A 20,827-nucleotide genomic window follows, 5' to 3' on the forward strand; every position below is an offset into this window, starting at 1 on the left:
CTCAACAGATGCTTTTCTTGTTTTATTGAATCACTTTCAATGATAATTCTATTACCTCAAAGAATAACCATTTTAAAAATCCATTATATGCTTCCACCTTATTTCTACTAGCTGCAATTTGTTCTCTCAACTTCATATCTTGGATATGTCTAAGAGGATATATTGTTCGAATGAATCTACCCACTTCTCGGGACACTTGATATAACGTATTTTCTTTACTGATACTACTCAGCTTTCTGAGAAGTTTGGAAGGCAGTATCTTCCCAACTTTTATCGACAATACAACTCGAAATAAATCTCGGCAATGAGCCTCAATTAATTTCCAATCGACTACATCATTAAATAAAGGCATATTTTTGTTACAGTCATCGGCATGCTATAATAAAAAAATTGGAAATTAAGAGTAAACAACCACTCTAAAGTTTCATTTCTTTTTGTTTTAAATCGATTGTATAGCTAGGGGGTATATGAAAGAAGTTTTAAAAGTTGCTATAAAGTATCTGTATAATATCAAATTATTGAGGTGTTAAAAACTTATGTTTTACGCATTTATTCCAATCATTTTACTCATTCTTTTTCTAGGTTTTTATTTAACAGATCCTAGAAGAATAATAAACGGTTTTTTATTTAACTTATTTATACTTTCGATAATTATTGCAAGTGCGTACTTCTCTATGATTACAGGGAATCAGTATTTACTGTTCATCGCCCTAATCCCTGCTGCAGTCGTTTTCTTTATGTTAAGTTTCGGCTTAGTAGCCTTAATATTGGGGCTGTTTTTAAATGCTAAGATTCTTATGAGTAAAGAAAGCCGACGTTTTGCAAATAGTTTAACTTTCGTTCTTGGTATAGGTCTTTCAATCTTTTGGGTAATTTCTTTAATTGAACCCGTTAACTTCTTCCCCGAATCAATTCGAACACTTTACTGGGGAGCAGTTCTTATTTCTATATATTTATTTGTAGACTTATCTAATTTCTTAACAGCCTATTTTCTGTACCAATTCAATAGACCGAAATACAACCAAGATTTTATCATTGTTCTTGGGAGTGGTTTAATTAATGATAAGGTTCCACCACTTTTAGCTAGCCGAATTAACAGAGCTATTGAATTTTATCGGAAACAAGAAGCTGTCTCTTCACCACCTAAAATTATTTTTTCTGGTGGACAAGGACCAGATGAAAATATTTCGGAAGCAGAAGCTATGCAGGATTATGCTGTAAAAAATGGGATTCCTTTAGAACACACAATAAAAGAGAATCGTTCTACTACAACATATCAAAATATGCTGTATTCAAAGGAAATTATGGAATCATTAAAAGGCTTTCAGTATAACTGTATTTTCTCCACAAACAATTTCCATGTGTTTCGCGCAGGATTATACGCTAAAATAGTAGGGCTAAATAGCCAAGGAATTGGTTCAAAAACAGCCTTTTATTATTGGCCAAATGCGATGATTCGAGAGTATATTGCTATTTTCGTTATGAATCGTTTACGTCACAGTATTGTAATAGCAATTATTATGGGATTCTCTATCTTAGCAACCGGAATAAACTATTTGTTTTTTTGAGGATGCTGTACAATTTATAAATAAGAAAACTGTTTCATTTTATACGTTATAGTCGAAGAGAATATTAATAAATTGTATTTACTGTTTAACCAAGCCATTCATTAGTCAGGATTGATTTTTTTATTCGTCATATGCATTATCTCTATTTTAAAGAAATCAAGCCTTACAGTATAAAATGCTTTTATCCCTTCTTTTAAAAAATGCCCTGAACCATCAGGGCATTTTTATTTTTTTACTAAAAGGATTTCAGGTAAGTACCTTTTTAATTGTATTTCGGATGACAAATGGATTGTTATAGTTAATTTTCACACGTATCTCAGCTGAATCCTAAAACGCTCACAACCAAAATACAAATGAGTTTCCATGATTACATATTGTAATTTTGAAAAAACCTCTAAAGAATTACTACTAACCAGTAACTCTTTAGAGGTTTTTTCATGTAAATAAGAAGCAAACTGGTTCCTTACAAAAATGTAAGATTCCAGTTAGATACATCGATGTTTGCAACTTTTAATCACTTGTAAACTAACAATAGTTAATCAAGCAATACTACGACATAAATCTGTGTTCATCACAGGTTTAATACACGTACTAAAAATTATCATAGAAAGGATGTATGAATTATGAATGCAATAAAACAAAGCTTACCTCAAAAAAATCGAATTGTTGATTTAGACATCATACGAGGTTTTGCCTTAATTGGGATTTTCTTAGTCAATATAGCCGAATTTAGCCAGAGAGCAGGTGCTGGACAATTAAGCGATGTCAATTGGATTAACATTTTAGCGACAGGGAAGTTTTATGCTATCTTCTCTTTACTTTTTGGAGCAGGTTCAGCTCTTTTCTTAAGCCGTGCGAAAGCCAAAGGGCAACCTTATTCCTTGTATATACGTCGTATGATCATATTAGCTGTCATTGGGCTCTTACACGCTAGTATTTGGTCAGGAGATGTACTTGTTCCCTATGCAATTGTAGGATTAGTGCTACTATCACTTCATAAAATTCCTGGTAAATGGTTATTGGGTATTTCTCTAACCTTCCATGTAATCGGAATTATTGTGAGTATTATGTCTTATGATTATTTGTACGGAGGAAACTTGAAGGTACCTCCACTCTTGAATGCTCTTCAAGTCATTACTACGTTAACAGGATTTCTAATTTATTTTATTGAAGGCTTTTCACTCATGCAGATGGATATTTTCACAAAATTAAGGAAGAACCCAAAGCTTCATACAATACTTTTAATTGTAGTAGGCAGTATTTCAATCACTGGGGTAACTTTACAATTTCTCACAGAAAGCGCCAAACTGTCATTCATCGTATTGACCATTTTACAGCCTTTCCTAGCACTAACTTATATTTTAATTTTAATCGCTATGTTAAAAAGTAAACTAGGAAGCTTTGTACTCCATCCATTACAAGCCTATGGAAAAATGGCAATGACTAATTACTTGGGACAAACTTTTGTAGGAATTTTTATCTTACCATTATTCGTAAAAAGCATGGATCTCGCTTTCCTTATGATTAATGTCTGCCTATTAACATGGATTGTTCAGATTATACTGAGTAACGTTTGGTTAAAATATTTTAATTTTGGACCTATAGAATGGATTTGGCGCTGCTTAACTTATTGGAACTTAGTGCCTATCCGAAAAAATAATAGTAAGAACTAACATATAGGAGGATATAAAAATGCAAAGACCTGTTGTAGACGTAAAAAATGTTCAGAAAGTATATGGTAAAAAAGGTGAGAATCAATCCTATGCCTTAAAAGGTGTATCATTTTCAATCCGAGAAGGTGAATTTGTCGGTATCATGGGACCATCTGGATCTGGAAAAACAACATTACTAAATGTAATTTCTACATTAGATAATGCAACGGACGGAAAAGTTGAAATTGCTGGAACTGATATTACAAAAATGAAGCAAGGCGCACTCTCTGATTTCCGCTCCAAAAAATTAGGATTTATTTTTCAAGACTTTAACCTTTTAGAAAATTTATCGATCTATGAAAATATTGCATTGCCACTTTCCTTGCAAGGTGTTCCTTCTCGAAAGATTGGGCCAAAAGTAACGAAAGTAGCAGAGATGTTAGGAATCTCATCATTACTTCAAAAGTATCCTTCAGAAGTATCTGGTGGACAAAAGCAACGTTCTGCTGCTGCACGTGCACTCGTTCATGAACCAGCGATTATTTTAGGAGATGAACCAACAGGAGCACTTGATTCTAAAAATGCAACTAGCCTTTTAGATGCAATGAAAAGTCTTAATGAAGAGCAAAATGTTTCAATTATGATGGTTACCCACGATCCATTTAGTGCAAGTTACTGCCAGCGCATTTTATTCATTCAGGATGGAGAGCTGTATAAGGAACTACATCGTACAACAAACCGTGAAATGTTTTATAAAGAAATTTTAAATGTACTTGCTGATTTGGGTACACAAAAAGCATAAGAAAGGAATTTACAACATGTTACTCAAACTTTCCATGTCAGGACTAAAAAGTAAAATAAGAGACTACATTGTCTTATTAATTGGGCTTGTTATGTCCATTTCAATCTTTTATATGTTCCAAACACTAGCAATGAATGATTCGTTTATTAAAGCAAACTCAATGATTAGCTCTATTGGAATCATATTTCAAGTTGGTTCGTTTTTATTAGCGACTATCACGTTTTTCTATATCCTATATGCCAATTCATTTTTACTGTCATTAAGACAAAAAGAGTTCGGTATGTATATGATGTTAGGTGCGAAAAAATATAAAATTACACTACTCATGTTTATGGAAACTTTAGCTATCGGGATCACTTCACTTATTATTGGGATTGGAATCGGTATCGGCCTTTCTAAAGGAATTGGACAACTTCTCATGAAAGAATTAGAATTTGCTTCCGATGGATACCATGCTCTATACATTCCATCTATTCGTGTAACAGTAATATTTTTCTTCATTCTGTTTTTCTTAGCTGCCATTATGAATATAGCGAAACTATCTCGCATTACAATATTACAACTCGTTCATTCTGATATGAAAATAGACAAGCCTTCAGTAAAAGGGATTAAAACATTCTTTGTAGCAGTAATTGGTGCTGGTTCATTAGCAATTGGATATGCAGCATTAATAAATATAAAGGCTTTATCATTAGCTGGATTTCCTATCGCTACAGTAGCAACGACATTAGGAACATATCTTATTTTCATCTCTTTATTACCGCTAACTATTAAATTACTGAAAAAAATTAAACCATTAAATGAAAAAGGATTAAATTCATTTACTTTTTCTCAATTAAGCTTCCGCGTAAATGATTTAACAAAGGTATTAGCAACTGTAGCAATGTTAATTGCACTTGCAGTTGGAGCAATTGCTGGCGGAATGGCTTTTAAAAACAATATTAGCCTAACTACTGATATTGCTAGCCTATATGACGTATCCGTTCATAATCCAACAGCAGATGAGAAGAAAATATTAAACAAAATCAAATTTGAAGAACAAGCGAACTATCGCTACAAAGTAGATCAGCAATTTGTTTATTACTTGAATGAAGATTTGGAAAAGAACCGACCTCTCGTTCAAACTGGATTTGACCAAAAGAAAGTCGGGCAAGTAGAACGAACTACAAATGAACTTCCAGTCGGAGCAATTGTAAAGAAAGGTGCAAATGATACCATTGGTGGTCTTGCTCTTTCTGAGGAATGGAAAAATGCATTTAAAGAAATACAACCTGAATACTTATACAAACAACAACATATAAAAATTGTGGACCAAAAAATGTACAATCAAATAAAAACAAAAGAACAATATGTTGTAATTGGAAAAACAAATGATTTCGCAGCGTATAAGAAAGAATGGAAGGAACTTGATCAATTACAATTGGCAAAATATAAAGATGTAACTAAGGATCAGTTAAATAGTAAATTTAGCTTTTACGAAATTATGTACACTTTCACAAGTGGTACAGTCTTTATGGGCTTTTTCTTAGGAATTGCTTTCTTAGCTATGATGGCAAGTTGCTTAATGTTCAAAATCCTATCTGGCGCAACGAAAGATACAAAGCGCTATCAAATGTTACGTAAAATAGGAGTTCGTCGTGAGCTATTAGCGAGATCAATCTATAAAGAGTTATTGTTAGTATTCTTATTCCCAGCTACCATTGGTATCTCCCATGTAATTGTTGGTATGAATATGTTCTCTTTCATTTTGATTGACCCATACTTCCGTATTTGGGTTCCACTCGTAATTTTTGCGGTAATCTATACTATTTACTACTTAATTACAGTTCAATTGTACAAAGGTATTGTACTTCCGAAAGAAAGATAATAAAAAAGCTGATGACATGCTGTCATCAGCTTTTTCATATCCCATATCAGTGATTTATTTACTATACTAGTATATGTACTTGATTTTATTACTAATTTTCAACACCTTATATAAATGAAAGAAAGGAGCTATGTTATTGCAACATGTGAAACAACTACTGAGAAATTTTTTATATTTTTTCTTCAGTAAACAAATTGAAAAGTTTCTAACCTATAATTTAAGAAAAAAAACAAATACATTTATTCGTATCGCTATTTATATTTATTTGGGAACTAAAATTATTTCCGTACTCTTTAATCTTAAGACATCTTACGGAGTAGGGCTCTTTAATATTGGCTGGCTTATAAGCATGTCACTCTATCTATATTTCGCTAAAAATATTTACTTCGAAATGAAACAAGAGCATCAAAAAGTGAAAGAACTAACCTTCTTTTCTCTCTTTGACTCCAATAAAGATTTACCTTATCGAAGATATATTTACAAGTGTTATACAAAAATATTGTATAGCTTGCTTATCGCTGCATCAAGCTTCAATAGCTTATTACAAATTAATGCATCCATCTCACCGTCTATTTCAGACCTAGTCTCTAATGTGATGCATATGATTTTACTTTTAAGTGCGGTCACAGTAACCAGCCTTTATCTTGCACTACAATGGACAAATATATTAATGACCATACTATTAATACTCTCTTCAGTGATCACTGGAGGGATAATAAGTACTGGTTTATTATCAACAATAGGTAGTTTAACTCATTTTGATCTTTTAAATAACTTTTCCATCATCTTAACAATTTTCATTGGCATTATTGTTCAAATGGGAATTGTATGGATACGCCCTCCTTATCAGCTAAGTCGTACCGAAAATGCTTTTTTTATATCCAATTCAATGATTGCTACAACGTTATTATTACTAGTTATTTTTATTCAAGATATTTCTGTACTAACTGGCGGGGAAACGAATTTAGAAAAGAAAGCTCAATTAGCCTTATTACCTTATACAATTGGCGCAACGATTAATTTTATGTATATAAAGTTTAAATCTAATCGTATCGCCCAAAAAGCAGAAAAAAACATGCTAGAAGTTATTTATTTGTTAGAAGAAAATGATATCGATTGTCTTTCTCCTACACAAAAACAGACAATAGTTACTGAAATCAAGAAATGCGTTTATTACGGTGGAACATCATTCCGCTTACTTCTCCTTACAAATCCAGAAACGAAACAATTCATTAAAAAAATGAAGTTAGATGAAAGAACTTCCTAAAATCATCTACTTAAGACCCCGGCTATTCTTTCAATAGAATAGCCTTTTTTCATACTTCTGTAAGATTCCTTACAATACTGTAAGCCAATCGTTAGTTACTTCGATGTTTCCAATCTTACATTTTATATAAACTAAAAGTAGATAATCAATTAACAATAAAAACACTTTTAAAGGAGCGAATTCTCATGAAAGAAAACCAAGACTTATTATTCAACCAAATTGTTACTGTTTCTTGCTTAGGCGGTTCCATTTTACTAACTGGTGTTGCTGCAATTATTAAAATCACTCAACAACTTTTCATGTAATATATCTTCACTACTACTTTAAATTTAAAATCATTCAAGATGACTAAAAATCACTTTTTATATAGATAGATTTCAAAATAAGGGTTCCTTACAAAAATGTAAGTTTCCAGTTAGATACATCGATGTTTGCAAACATTTATTCCTTGTAAACTAATAACTAGTTAGTCCAATTTAAACACACAATAACTTATAGAGGAGTTTTCATATGAAAAAATTACTTGCTTCATGCGCTACTTTCGCCTTATTTGCTAGCTTTGCGGTGGGATGTGATTTATCTTCCCCAATCAAAATGGGTTCAAAGGAATACTACGTTCAAATCCAAGGCGAGGGTAAAATGGAAGATAATCAACGCCTTTATACTTTACCTACTTATGATGAAAACGGAAATGAAAAAACAGTTACATTTAGTAGTCAAAAGAGAGAAAATGATAAAAAACTTAAAGAAAATGCATTTTTACGTCTTTACATTAAACAAGAGGACGAAAAGAAAACAGATATACCAAACACAGAAGTTAAATCTTATGAAGAAGTACAACAAGCAGATTTACCTGCAAAAACGAAAGAAAAATTAGGTGTAAAATAAAAGATAATTATCAAAAATAAAAAAAGGAGTAGCTCTTATTTAATAAGAACTACTCCTTTTATTTTTTGGAACCATAACTTTGCCACAAACAAAAAGAACCATAAGCTTGCCGTTCCGGCAAACTTATGGTTCATATCATACAAAATTGTCACTTTACCTATAAGTTGGCCGCAGTTGGAAGCATAAGTTGGCCAGAAAACACTTATTTTTGTAGCTGATTTTCTATTTATTCAACAGAATGGGAAGCATATATTGGCCGTAAGTTAATTATTAACCCATAAGCTGACCATAAATTCTACAAACAGCAAATAAAAAATACCTCTTAGCAGCATGAGGTATTTTGCTCATTAGAACTTTTATACGATAAATTTAATAACTTTAGCAATGGCGTTTTAGTATATGCGCTTAATGATAATAGTGCTGGTAGTGATATCCTTTGTCTTCTAAGTATAATTGCATTTAGAGTCATATGATGTATTCCTACCTCTTTACAAAACAGATGAGGATCACTTTGAAAAAAAAACGTTACACACTGTTCAAGCATTAAAGAAATTTCTTCTATTGTCGGCGGAACAATATATGGGGCTACTTGTAACAATTCGCCTATACTTTTATTCATCCACTCATCCCGTTGAGTTATCTCATATTGCTTTTCCGAGGAATTATATTCTTTTTGCCCTAACCAATTATCACATGCATAACAATAACCTCGAGAATGTTTAATTGCCACTTGTTCCAATTTACATGCTGGGTTAGGACACAACACTTCTAATTTTCTTTTATGCTTCAAACATACAGTGGAACAATCTAAATACCAAATATATGGTTCATATATTTCTTCATCATCCTTCTTCCATTCATCCAAACATTGAGGACACCACTTCTTATAAGATTTATATAATCCTCTGGAATGTATAACTCCTTTCCAAGTCAGCATCGTCATATACTTAAAACCTTTTTGTAACGTTAATGGTTCCAAAGATTCGGCGATTATCGACGTATTTGGAGCCATACTATAATAAGTGTTTCCTGCCATACCATGATTCACAAATTTTGTCTGTGGAAATCCTTTAGAAGGTAAGCTGCACTTCTCTTTATGTAAAGAAATAATATGAGAAACAAGAGTTCTTAATCTAACATTATGTGCCTCCGCAAGTCTTTTAAGATAACTATTTAAACATTCAACCATTGGAGTACCAATATTTATAGGTTTTATAGAATAGAAATAACTAGCTGTTGGCTTTTTAGATATATCCATATTTTTATCCTTCCATGTAATCTTGTTTGCCTACAGGATCTCTTTTTGGATTACGTATTCCTACCTTACGTGCTCTAGTTGCAACTGTTTTTCTCACTTCCTTTTCCTCTCTCTCTTTTAATCCTATTTTATATAATAAATTTATCCTATGTTGTTCATTTTCAGCAAATAAAGCTTCACCTTGTTCAATTTCCCCATACAACATTTCTAAAGCCTGGATTGGCATAGCATATTTATGTAGTATTTCTTTTGTAATAGTGCTTTTTTGATTATGAAGAGCATCACCCAGACAACGGGTTAACCAATCCTTTAATATACCCACACACCCCAATGTACGCTCATAAATAAAATCTGCATGCTGTAGTAAATTAGGCTCTTCTTTTAAAGGCATGTTTTTTTGCAACATACGAATCACCGATAGAAATGTACGGTATTCATCTTCATTATTTGCCTTATATCTTGGGAAGTGTATACTAATTGTCCTCCGACTAAGTTGAGCACTTAAATTAAAAAATTCTTTTAATTCATATGTACCGACTAATATATGAGGTACTTTTGTTTGATTTGCCAAAGACTTAATAGTATCTAGTTGATTTTGTAAACTTTTAGAACCTGATACTTTTAACAAGTGTTGCGCTTCATCCAATATACAAGCTACAGGTCTTCGAAACTTAAATGCATTCTCAAGAGAGCTTCTTAACGCATACCAAGTAGATTTTCTATGATAGTTAACTGTAGGATTTTGCACCTTCTCCTTTTGATTTTCGATAATAACCTTATGATTTATAAGAGGTTCCTGTAATGCCTCTAAAGTTCGATAATAATAATCTTTCCAAGTAAATTTCCCAGAATCAAATCCAACAACTTCAGTTCTTACTATAGGGATTCTCCCTCCATCCTTTACTAATTCTTCCTTCATTTGTTCAATAAAATAGTCTTCTAACACTTGAGCTAAAGTTGTTTTTCCTACTCCACTTGGCCCAAGAACTAAAAAGATAAAGGTTCCTGCTGGATTAAGGATACAAGATATAAGCTGTTCTTTGACTTGTTTAATTATAGTATGTTCTACCACAAGACTTTCAAATTGCTTTAGCTTTTTATCTTGTTCAATCAATGAAGACTCTTTCCGATTATCTTCATATTTGTCCATCTTAATTTCACCCTCCTTTCTTATATATATCAAACTCTTGAAACTCCATATCTTCCAATAACTCTTTGGCTTTTGATGAAATAGAAGAAGGGGATTGTTCTTTAAATTCGTTCTGATCCCTCTTAGAAGACAATTCTCTCTTCATATTTTCTGCCATTAGTTTCTCTTTTTCCTCAATACTATTAATAAATTCAGCAATTTTTTTAGCTGTAACAGTATAGCCCTTTGCATGATTTTGCTTTCTTTTCTTAATCTCTTCCATAGCCAGTTTTAGCTCTCGCTCTGTTTTTCCTTTTAGCACATGGTAATACTCTGATGTACAAGTTATCCATTTTTTATTTACATAAGCATACGCCATACCTATATCAAATGGATCATACCTCACAGGTACACTTTGGTTTTCCAATACCGGACTATTAAATGAGGGATTCCAATAATTTATATAATTGACTTTCACACCCGTGCGAGAATTCACTTTAGCGACTCCATTCCTTGTAGACGGCAAAGTCATGACTATAAAATTTTCATCATACGCAATGAACTCCAATTTTCTTTCTCCTGTTCTATATATTCCCTCATTAAACGCTTCGTCAGGAGTCTGTCCTTCCAAACCTGGATGTACATTATCGCTATATACCGCTGTTATCCATCCTTCTAAAGCTTCATATAGGGCTTCCAAGCTCCACACGGCATGATTCACTGGATTCACTTTTTTAGTGACTTGGCGAACATTTTTTGTGATTTTAGTGTTCCCTTGTAAGTTATGAATAAAATTAGAGTTTGAAGTTCCAAATAATCTCTCAATTACATTACCAAATCTAGATTTGGCTGGTGGCCTTACCTTTTTATTAATTTCATACATAGCTGTAAATGTATCAAAGTAAATACTATGGAATTCTTTTCCTCCATCCACTACAATAGATTGTGGTAATCGATGATACTTACGTACACATTCTCTTAGAGTCATCATAACCGATCTATAGCTGGCCGATTCAAATGAAATATGATATGACAGAATAGTTCTGGAATAGGCGTCTACTAAGAATGTCAGCCATGGTCTCCCTAATACTTTACCGGTTTTAGAGCATGCGAGCTGTACATCTAGCTGAGTATGATCTATATGAGTTATCTCAAATGGCCTATCCCCATGTCGTGGAACACTATGATCCAAGTTCCAATAAAATGATTCATGTTTATAAGCCGCCCGATCTCCTTGCCTCTTTTTGACTTGTTCATAGCGATTTCTATTCTGAACTGTTGCACAAAAAGTCTTATAACTAGGCACTAGGATGTTTTTACTTTCACAGAGATTAACTAATTGTCCGTATACAATAATCTTATTTTTTTGTTTAAGGTTTTCATACTCATTTTCAATTACCTCTTCCATTAAGGTTATGGTTTCTGCCGGAAGCCTTTGATCTCTATTCCCCTTCTGCTGGTGCTTTGGAAGTAAACCTATAAATCCACTTCCATATAATTGCTGTCCCTCTTTATAATCTTTTATCCAACGCCTAAGAGTCCGTTCAGAAGTTTCGTTACTAGATATCTTCTCTTCATTTAGCTTTCGCTTAACTAAATCCATTCTGTTATTAGCTATTGCTAGCTCTTCTGGTCCCGCTTCTAATAAAATGTCCAGATAGGGTGCATACTTTCGACTTCCGCTCTTCTTATCTTCGGGCACTACCTTGCCATCATTAAGTAATTCAACAAAATACATTTTTGGTAGTTCTAAAAAACTATTTTCATCTGAATAAAGATAAACCGATTTGAAACCCATATTTATAACTATCCATGTAACTCCATCCCACATAACAGTTGAGTTAATATTTACAGTAAGGGCTGTTACTGGATAAGTGTTTTCAGGTTTTGTTGAACAGATACTTTTAAAAGCTGTACTATGCTGTTCACTTAAAAAGACCGGGACATCACTGGACTTAGCAATGATGTATTGCTCTAAATCTATATACAATTCATTTGTAGCTACCAAAGTATATACATCATCAGCATCTGTTGTTTTTAGGGAGACAAGCAATTCTGCTAGTTTCATTCCTAATTCGGAAGAAAGAATATTTCTTATTTCACTTTTCTTTTCTTCAGATACTGTATAACTTTCATTCTTCAAATAATCTTCTAGAAATATAAGATTCCTGTATAAGTTTAAATTCACTTCAGCCGATGTTCTCACACAAAATTCCAAGCCGATTTGGCTGGCTGCCACTTCAGCTGGCGGACATCGCCAACGCCCTTCCTCATCCTTAAAATACCTAACTGGATCTTTTTGTGACAGCTTGATTAGTTGTTCTTCTGTTTTCCATTCCTCAATCTGCACACCATCTCTTCTTAATACTAAAAAATCCGGAGTATAAAAAAACGATATTCTACGCCCATTCTCACGAGTATAATCTAACTTTAAAGTAATAGGCTGGTCATAATATTCGAGTACATCGTCATCATACTCTGCTAAATAAATAGCAGCTAACTCCACGGTGTGACTTTCAAATTGAATCGACATCCCCATTTTTTTACTAGGATATCTTCCAGCTACATTATATTTTGAGCTTCTTACGCTTCGAGAGGGAGGAGATGTTCTAATCTTTTGGACAGTTTCAATCGTTTCTTTCGTGAAATCCATCAGTGTACACCAACTTTGAAATTCCTGTTCACTTAGCATAATCTACCTCCTATCCTGAGCAAGTTTTATCTTCTATCAATTCCTTAAAATAATCCCTTAGCTTCTTGTCCTTTAGTAACCCTGGCTTATTTGCCATTTCTTCAATTCTTCGTCTACTAGGGTATACACCTTGTTGTATAAGGTTTTCAACATGTTGATCAATTATCAGGCAATTACTAACGTAAACTTGAGTCGCCCTTTCTTTAATAACACCTGCGTTCTTTGCTGAAATGGCTTTACACAAATTGGGGAAGTGCTTGTAAAGCGTTCTTTTGGAGTATCCTAACTGTTTAGCTAGTACATTCATTGATATGTTGGTGTCTGAGTGGTGAGCATATTTTTGGAGTATAGATAAAGCTGTATCATAATCAAATTTTATTCCTCTTTTTTTAGTATCTTTCGAATAAGCCCCTCCATTGAAAACCATTTTTTCTTTATTTACACTTATATCTTCGATATAAAAATTAACTGGTGACATATCAAATAAGCAACATATTTCCAACACCCTAGACAATGGAGGTAAAGCTTTTTCATTACACCAATCCCACAGGGTCGTCTTTGCTAAGTTTAATTTTCTTGCAAACTCTTGCATATTTCCCTCTGTATAAATATTAACAAGATGATTTAAGTTTCTAATGACTTGGTGCTTACTCGCTGAAATTTCGATCTGTTCTTTATGCTTTATAATTTGTTCTGCCATTAAAGTTATTTTATAATCAAAATCATTTTCGTCTGAATGTTTACTAAGGTCTGTTTCTCTTCCAAGCCACTCGTTGCAATAAGGACAAGATCCATTTTGACTTTTCCTGTGTAAAATGGGAATCCTTTTATGGCATAAAAAACACTCAATTTCTAACCTACACTTATGCTTTGAACATATATTAACCATTTCAAGGCTCCACAACAGAGGATTATAAATGGCATTCCCAGTATTAAGTTGTTCTTCGTAGCATGCCGGACACCATGAGAGATGATTTTTTAATAAATAACGCAATGGCACTACTTCTTTTATAGATGCTAACGTCAATATATCTAATTGCTGTACCTTTGTTAGTTTCTCTAAAGCATCTATCATATCTAACGCATTGCTTCCAAACCCATTCATTGTCTTTGCACCATCATAAAATCTATTCCCCCCTCTAGCTGTACTATAGATAAGAAATTCTTTATTCAATATTGGAGAAATAACGTAAGAGATTAATGATGAGGGATAAACCTGATGTGCTTCTGATAATCTAATTAAGTAACTTGTTAAAGATTCAATATAAGGCTCCTCTATGCCTATGGGCTTTAAACTATACAAATGACTCCTTTGCAAATAGGTATTTCTCACTATTAACACCGCACTTTTTTTTAATATCCTATTACAAATATGGACACTTATCTCTTTAAATAAACTAGTGCAGTGATGTGATTAAATGTATCGAATGAAAACAAGGGGATTTGTTACAATTCACTTTCTTGAAGTTGATCTAAACTTTAAAAATGATTTTATTTAATACAGTTAATCCGTTACGTGACTTTGGTTTTAATAATTCATGAAGGTCTGATTAAAGAATAACTACAAGCGTTGATTTAATAACAAAAAAAACGCTCATTTTGAAAAAATTTTGATCAAAATGAGCGTTCTCTATTTCAGTTATATATAAGTTTTATAAAATAAACGTCGTGACTTTATTTTATATCTACATCTACAATTTCCAATGGTGGTAAGCTATTCACTAAATCTACCGTTTGAACGGAAACATTGATAATGCGTAGTAACAAATCAAAAATGTAACGTTCATCATCTGAATACAGGTTAGGATCATCTACAATACCTGACTTCTTATCCGACTTCACTTGATATTGATCAATAATCCACTCGATTGCTGAACGGCCATTTACCACATACTCATATGCCTTCTCAGGAATGTTCGTGATAGTTATATCCGTATTGAACACAATCTTATCCTTAACACCCTTCTTAGGATGCTTCATCCTCGTTACTTTGTAAGAAGGAGTTGCTTTTCCTTCAATCACAATTTCTGAATATGGTTCAACCGTTTCATATTTAAGGTGTAAGTCAGCCAGTTTTCGACCAATTTCAACATACTGATCTTTATTTTTTAAGATTGGAATACGTGGCAATGTTTTTTTCAAATCATTGGCGTACTTTGCACGGTATTCTTTTGAGTGTAAAACACCATAAACATAATTAAACACGTCATCATCTGAGAGGCCTAATTTCTTCTTAAATGAATCATTTATGTTGCTCGCATCTACAAATAAAGCATCTGTTAGACTATTATCATTACGATAAAACCCTTGTCCTTTTTCCATCAAATCTAGGTTAGGAATTTTGTCTACAATCAAACAAGAAAAATCTCGACTAGCACCTGCACCAGTAACATAAATCACCTTATTCTCTGAACCGAATAATGAATGATACCTTCCTGGCATTTCAACTACATTCTTATCATAGTAAAGCCACTTCAACACATAGGGTCTATACATACTTTGAATAACGTTATTACTAAGAGATATCTGTTCAGATTTAGCTAACTTTTGTTTCAATCCTCGAGTCCATTTCACAAACTCGTCAGCACTATTGACTTTATTAATTTTCTCTTTTTCATCTCCAACACTGCTCAAACGAACAACTTCTGAATTATAATTTGCAACCATTCGTTGAGTATTTTGCATAACGTTATATTTATTATATCCATATACCCAAGCATCACGGTTTGTGCTAACACCAATAGCTTTATTTATGAATACCCCGCCATCCATGGCATCATACTTATCATAGTTTTGATCACGTTGATTTATCCAATCATTGTTTGCATCAGGATGAATTTCAGTCCATTCTATGCCTCTAACAGAAGTCAAATCAGAAATAATCGACAATTTTTCCTCACGAGAAAGATAGTCACCAATATCGTGATAATACACTTCGTGATTGTCAGTTCCATCCTTCACAAGAAGAGTTATAGCAATCGGTGTTCTACTTCCTGAACCGAAAATCTTTCCACCTTCTTGACGGGATTTTTCTCCCAGTGTTCTTTGATCGCCACGAAGATTAAACACATAAATATAATTAAATTCATCATGCCAGCACTTTCGTAAACCATCTGTACTGTTACTATCAATAAACGAACCATTAGTAACAAAACCAATTACCCCTTTATTTTCAATGCGGTCACTTGACCAACGAAATGCTTTAATATATGAGTCATACAGACTTTTCTTCAAATTCGCACTTGAATATTTCGCATAAGTCAGATCAATGCTATTATCCAATCTTGGATAAGACTGATTTTGATTGTTGTCATTGGCATTAGTTTGACCAATCGAATAAGGTGGATTACCAATTATCGCAAAAATTGGCTCTTTCCGTTGTTTTTCAAGACGTTCATTATTCTCACCAAACAGCTCGTCTTCAAAAGAATTTTCTTTCTCCGTGCTTTCAAATGTATCCGTTAAAACAATACCTTCAAACGGCTGATAATCGCTCTCCATAATTGAATGGAACGTTTCTTCAATATTGATAGCTGCAATATAATAGCTCAACAACACAATCTCATTCGCATGAAGCTCTTGAGTGTATTTACGCAATAAATCTTCCTTAGAAATCAAACCGCTTTGCAACAATCGAACGATAAACGTACCTGTTCCCGTAAATGGATCGAGTATGTGAACCCCTTCGTCACTAATTGACTTTCCAAAGTGTTTCTTCAATACATCATCTACTGAATGAATAATAAAGTCTACCACTTCAACAGGCGTAAACACAATTCCCAAGCGTTCTGTCGTTTCTTTAAATCCAACTTTAAAGAACTTGTCGTACAACTGAATGATAATATCCTGCTTTGCTTTAAGATTATCAATTCCCTCAGCACGTACACGTACACTTTCATAGAAATCTTCTAGACGATCTTGTTCCTTTACAAGTCCTTGTTCATCCAAGACCTTTAACACAGCATCCATAGCTCTAGAAACAGGATTATCATTCGCAAAACTATATGAATCAAACAACGCTTCGAATACTGGTTTGGTAATCAAGTGTTGTGCAAGCATTTCAATCGCTTGTTGATCTGAAATAGCCCCGTTGATGTTATGGCGTAACCCTGAAACAAATTTTTGAAATGCTTTATATGCCTCACTATTGGGATCTTCCAACATCACACGAATACGCATCATGTGCTGTTGTGCAATTTCAGCAACATCCTTCGACCAATCTTCCCAATAACGTACATTACCTACTTTTTTTACAATTTTCCCATAAATCGCACGTTCAATGTCAGAAAACTCTTCTTCATCAAGCCCAAATGCTAACTGCTCTGTTCCTGGTTCTGCAACAGTAAACCCTCCCTCACTTTCATCAGGAGCTGAACCTACTCCAACAACTTGAAGTTGTTCAGGTTTCTTTTTATTCAATTCCAATTTATTGATTGTTGCATCAAAGCGTTCATCTATAGAACGTAAAGCATTTAATACATCCCAAACTACTTGATACTTCTCATTTTTATTTAAAACACTATTTTCATCTACACCTGCTGGAATACCAATCGGAAGAATGACATATCCATAATCTTTTCCTTCCGCTTTACGCATAACTCGACCAACAGCCTGAGCAATATCAATACGTGATTTACGAGGTTTCAAGAACATTACAGCATCCAAATCCGGAACATCTACACCTTCTGTAAGGAATCGTGCATTAGAAAGGATACGACATGTGTTTTGGGGAACATCCGCTTTCAACCAAGAAATCTTCTCATTCTTCTGCAATGCATTCATTGAACCATCTGCATGATCTATCTCAACTCGAACCGTCTCTGTTTGATCTCCTGACTCGTTAATATACATATCCACGACTTCGGTAAACATTTCTTTTATCAGCTTAGATTCTCGAATCGTTCCAGCAAAAGCAATCGCACGTTTCATTGGATTAGCCGAAATGATATTAGAATTGCTCTTACGCTTGATTAAACCATTCCAACAACCGATAATTTTCGTAACATCATCAAATTCAAGTTCCGTATCACGCTTATTTGCCAACATAGTTTGAAAACGACGAGCAATTACTTCTTCATCAACAGCAAGAACCATTACCTTATAGTCTGTCAGAATTCCTTTATTTACAGCATCACCAAATCCAATACGGTAAAACTCTTCACCATAAATTTCTTTGTCATTCATATCTGCAATAACTACAGACATTTCATCCGCTTTCTGCTTAGCATCTTCACCATAAATTCTAGGCGTAGCTGTTTGATACAAACGTTTCTTCGCTTTAATATTGTTATCACTATGTACTTTTACAAAAGCACTATCTTCTTTTCCTACTTCTGTTGCACCAGTTGTACGATGGGCTTCATCACAAACAATCAAGTCAAACTCATAGAAACCATTTTTCTGAGCCTCACTGATTACATCAATTGACTGATACGTTGAAAACACTACTAAAAACTTGCTTTGACTATCAGATGAATCGATAACTAACTGACGCTCCAACAATTTATGATAATCAGTTGTTGCTGGATATCCTAAGTCTGCAGCTGCAATATCTTCAAAATCATTTTCACCTTTTATCTTTTTTGTAACTTTTCTATCCGAACAAACGGCAAAAGTATCCATATTTTCGCGGTATTTAGAATCAGCAGTCCAACCTCGTAATGACTGAGAAAGTAGTTGAATACTAGGGACAAGATATAATACTCTAAATGTTCCTTCTGTTTTCTCTGCCATCTTCTCAGCAATAACCATGGATGTATATGTTTTCCCTGTACCAGGGGCCATAATTAACTTACCACGGTCAACTGTTTCAAAGCCTTGCACCACAGCTTCAATTGCTGGAATCTGATGTGAGCGTGGTTGTTTTGCTGACTTCAATTCAATTGTCTTCGGTTTCTCAGCTGAAAACTGAGACCAATCAATCTCACTATCACGTAACTGAGATAACCCAATACGAGCAATATGCTTATCACGATTCAACAAAGCGTCATTCGCATTACCACTCCACTTATCCGTTGAAGTTACAATAATGCCTTCTGCATAATAACTCTTTCCTACTTCGTTTAAGAAAGAATCAATATGAGATTTCTGGATTGTCGTATCCTTCGAGTAATACTTACATTGAATGGCTATTAACTCGCCCGTTTCTCTATTCCGTGCAACTAGGTCTACACCCGTATCCTTCTTAGGAATTCCATACTGTTCGGGAACCTCTCCTAACATCCATACTTCATCAAACAAACGTGCATACATAGGCTCATTTTTCAAATATGCCGTCACCAACAATTCAAAAAGTGTTCCACGATCACGTTGTACCATATCCTCACGTTCTAAATCATGAATAATCTTATCAAACGAATGGCGTATCACTTGATAACCAGTTTTTTCTTCCATATATTCAAATCCCTCCAATCTATACTAAAACACTAAATCTCAATACTAATATCTATTTCAAGTTTATCATACTAGCCCAATTACTCAGTAGTATACTTCAAAAAGTTTTCATAGTACCCTCCCGACAGCTAAGACCAAGAAAAGCTACTCCATTATAGGAAGCATAAGTTGGCCGTAAACTAAAAGAAGCATAAGTTGGCCAAAACGGCCATCTTATGCTTCTTGTTATAAAAATAAAAAAACCACCAAATATGTATTGGTGGAGACGGTGGGAGTCGAACCCACGTCCAAAAATATCGGCACTTAAGCTTCTACGAGTGTAGTCGATATATTAGCATTTCGCGAACTCTTCGGCCTATCGACAGGCTTCCAAGTTGCTAGTCTGGTTGTTCTCTTCCTTTGTCCTCAGACGGGGAACTCCGGCGTAGTCCACTTAGTTTGAGTCCCTTACCCTACCACATGGACGATGGAGGGAGGAACCTTTAGTGCAATTAAGCAGCTAAAGAAAGATTGTTTTGTTTGCCAATTATAGGCTTTGACGTTTTAACGAGGCCGATCCCCTCGACTCGCAACCTAAGCTCGAACTATCCCTGTCGAATCCGTAACGTCCCCATGATAAAAATGGAGCATACGAAGAAAATATCGTGATAGCTACTAAGAGCTGTTTTTCAATGTGCAACAACCTTACATAAGTTATTATAACATACGCGCTCCATTTTACAAATGTAAATATCTGTATTACATCTTTTGGCGATCACGGAACGCGCGTGCAATTTCACGTTTAGCTTCTTTCTCTTTTAAATCGTGACGTTTATCGTATTGCTTCTTACCTTTTGCTAAACCAAGTGCCATCTTTGCAAATCCATTTTTCAAATAAATTCTAAGTGGAACTAATGCGTAACCTGTTTCTTTCGCAGCGCCCGCTAGTTTATCAATTTCTTTTTTATGCAGAAGTAATTTTCTCGTACGAAGTGGATCATGGTTGAAACGATTCCCTTGTTCGTACGTATTAATGTGCATATTATGAACCCATACTTCACCATTATGTACACGTGCAAACGCATCTTTCAAGTTTACGCGTCCAGCGCGAATCGACTTAATTTCCGTTCCTTGAAGGACAAGCCCTGCTTCGTATGTTTCTTCGATGAAATAATCATGAAATGCTTTTTTGTTCTGTGCAATAACCTTACCTGTACCCTTTGGCATATAACGTCCCTCCTCTATTTTTACTATTGTAACAAATGTTAATAAAAAGCGAAAGTGGCTCGCTCAGAATCTTTGGACATTGGAACTCCCGACAGAGAAGCGCTT

At 34.1% G+C, this 20,827-nt stretch carries 12 protein-coding genes, 1 other RNA gene and 1 pseudogene; 6 read left to right on the plus strand and 8 right to left on the minus strand.

Annotation, left to right across the window (positions count from 1 at the left end):
* Positions 1 to 5: 5 nt before the first annotated feature.
* Positions 6 to 349: pseudogene (locus BLT20_RS26695) on the minus strand (Tn3 family transposase); the annotation flags it as partial.
* A 187-nt stretch (positions 350 to 536) separates the two neighbouring features.
* Between BLT20_RS26695 and BLT20_RS26700 the strand changes: the two are divergent.
* The 6 genes from BLT20_RS26700 (at position 537) to BLT20_RS26725 (ending at position 8,044) form a co-directional block, all read left to right on the plus strand.
* Positions 537 to 1,568: a YdcF family protein gene (locus tag BLT20_RS26700; protein WP_000498960.1), complete on the plus strand. Its 1,032-nt coding sequence runs from the start codon at positions 537 to 539 to the stop codon at positions 1,566 to 1,568.
* A 623-nt stretch (positions 1,569 to 2,191) separates the two neighbouring features.
* A complete protein-coding gene (locus BLT20_RS26705) occupies positions 2,192 to 3,241 on the plus strand; it encodes a DUF418 domain-containing protein (protein ID WP_000991486.1) in 1,050 nt (349 codons plus the stop codon).
* A gap of 19 nt (positions 3,242 to 3,260) precedes the next feature.
* The gene (locus tag BLT20_RS26710; protein ID WP_001189526.1) at positions 3,261 to 4,022 is read left to right on the plus strand and encodes an ABC transporter ATP-binding protein; all 762 of its coding nucleotides are present in this window, start codon (positions 3,261 to 3,263) and stop codon (positions 4,020 to 4,022) included.
* 16 nt (positions 4,023 to 4,038) lie between these two features.
* Complete coding sequence (locus BLT20_RS26715) at positions 4,039 to 5,889, plus strand: FtsX-like permease family protein (protein WP_000924820.1); 1,851 nt, start codon at positions 4,039 to 4,041, stop codon at positions 5,887 to 5,889.
* A 130-nt stretch (positions 5,890 to 6,019) separates the two neighbouring features.
* Positions 6,020 to 7,156, plus strand: coding sequence for a hypothetical protein (locus tag BLT20_RS26720; protein ID WP_002026541.1), 1,137 nt, complete (start codon positions 6,020 to 6,022; stop codon positions 7,154 to 7,156).
* Positions 7,157 to 7,666: 510 nt separating this feature from the next.
* Positions 7,667 to 8,044, plus strand: coding sequence for a YxeA family protein (locus BLT20_RS26725; protein WP_000734549.1), 378 nt, complete (start codon positions 7,667 to 7,669; stop codon positions 8,042 to 8,044).
* Between the two features lie 322 nt (positions 8,045 to 8,366).
* Here the strand turns inward: BLT20_RS26725 and BLT20_RS26730 are convergent, their stop codons facing one another.
* From BLT20_RS26730 to smpB, 7 genes are all read right to left on the minus strand, one after another.
* Positions 8,367 to 9,302, minus strand: a complete 936-nt coding sequence (locus BLT20_RS26730; protein WP_073339234.1) for a TniQ family protein — start codon at positions 9,300 to 9,302, stop codon at positions 8,367 to 8,369.
* Positions 9,303 to 9,306: 4 nt separating this feature from the next.
* Positions 9,307 to 10,452 carry an AAA family ATPase gene (locus BLT20_RS26735; RefSeq protein ID WP_073339237.1) on the minus strand — a complete coding sequence of 382 codons (1,146 nt, stop codon included), beginning with the start codon at positions 10,450 to 10,452 and terminating at the stop codon, positions 9,307 to 9,309.
* A gap of 7 nt (positions 10,453 to 10,459) precedes the next feature.
* The gene (locus tag BLT20_RS26740) at positions 10,460 to 13,123 is read right to left on the minus strand and encodes a TnsA endonuclease N-terminal domain-containing protein (RefSeq protein WP_073339239.1); all 2,664 of its coding nucleotides are present in this window, start codon (positions 13,121 to 13,123) and stop codon (positions 10,460 to 10,462) included.
* Positions 13,124 to 13,133: 10 nt separating this feature from the next.
* Positions 13,134 to 14,426, minus strand: a complete 1,293-nt coding sequence (locus BLT20_RS26745; RefSeq protein ID WP_073339241.1) for a TniQ family protein — start codon at positions 14,424 to 14,426, stop codon at positions 13,134 to 13,136.
* 371 nt (positions 14,427 to 14,797) lie between these two features.
* Positions 14,798 to 19,516, minus strand: coding sequence for a DEAD/DEAH box helicase (locus BLT20_RS26750; RefSeq protein WP_073339243.1), 4,719 nt, complete (start codon positions 19,514 to 19,516; stop codon positions 14,798 to 14,800).
* A gap of 257 nt (positions 19,517 to 19,773) precedes the next feature.
* Positions 19,774 to 20,128: a transfer-messenger RNA gene (gene ssrA / locus BLT20_RS26755) on the minus strand.
* Positions 20,129 to 20,254: 126 nt separating this feature from the next.
* On the minus strand, positions 20,255 to 20,722 hold the full coding sequence (gene smpB / locus BLT20_RS26760; protein ID WP_001123919.1) for an SsrA-binding protein: 468 nt from the start codon (positions 20,720 to 20,722) through the stop codon (positions 20,255 to 20,257).
* Positions 20,723 to 20,827 lie beyond the last annotated feature (105 nt).

The organism is Bacillus sp. cl96 (genome assembly GCF_900100505.1).
Taxonomy (GTDB): Bacteria; Bacillota; Bacilli; order Bacillales; family Bacillaceae_G; genus Bacillus_A; species Bacillus_A cereus.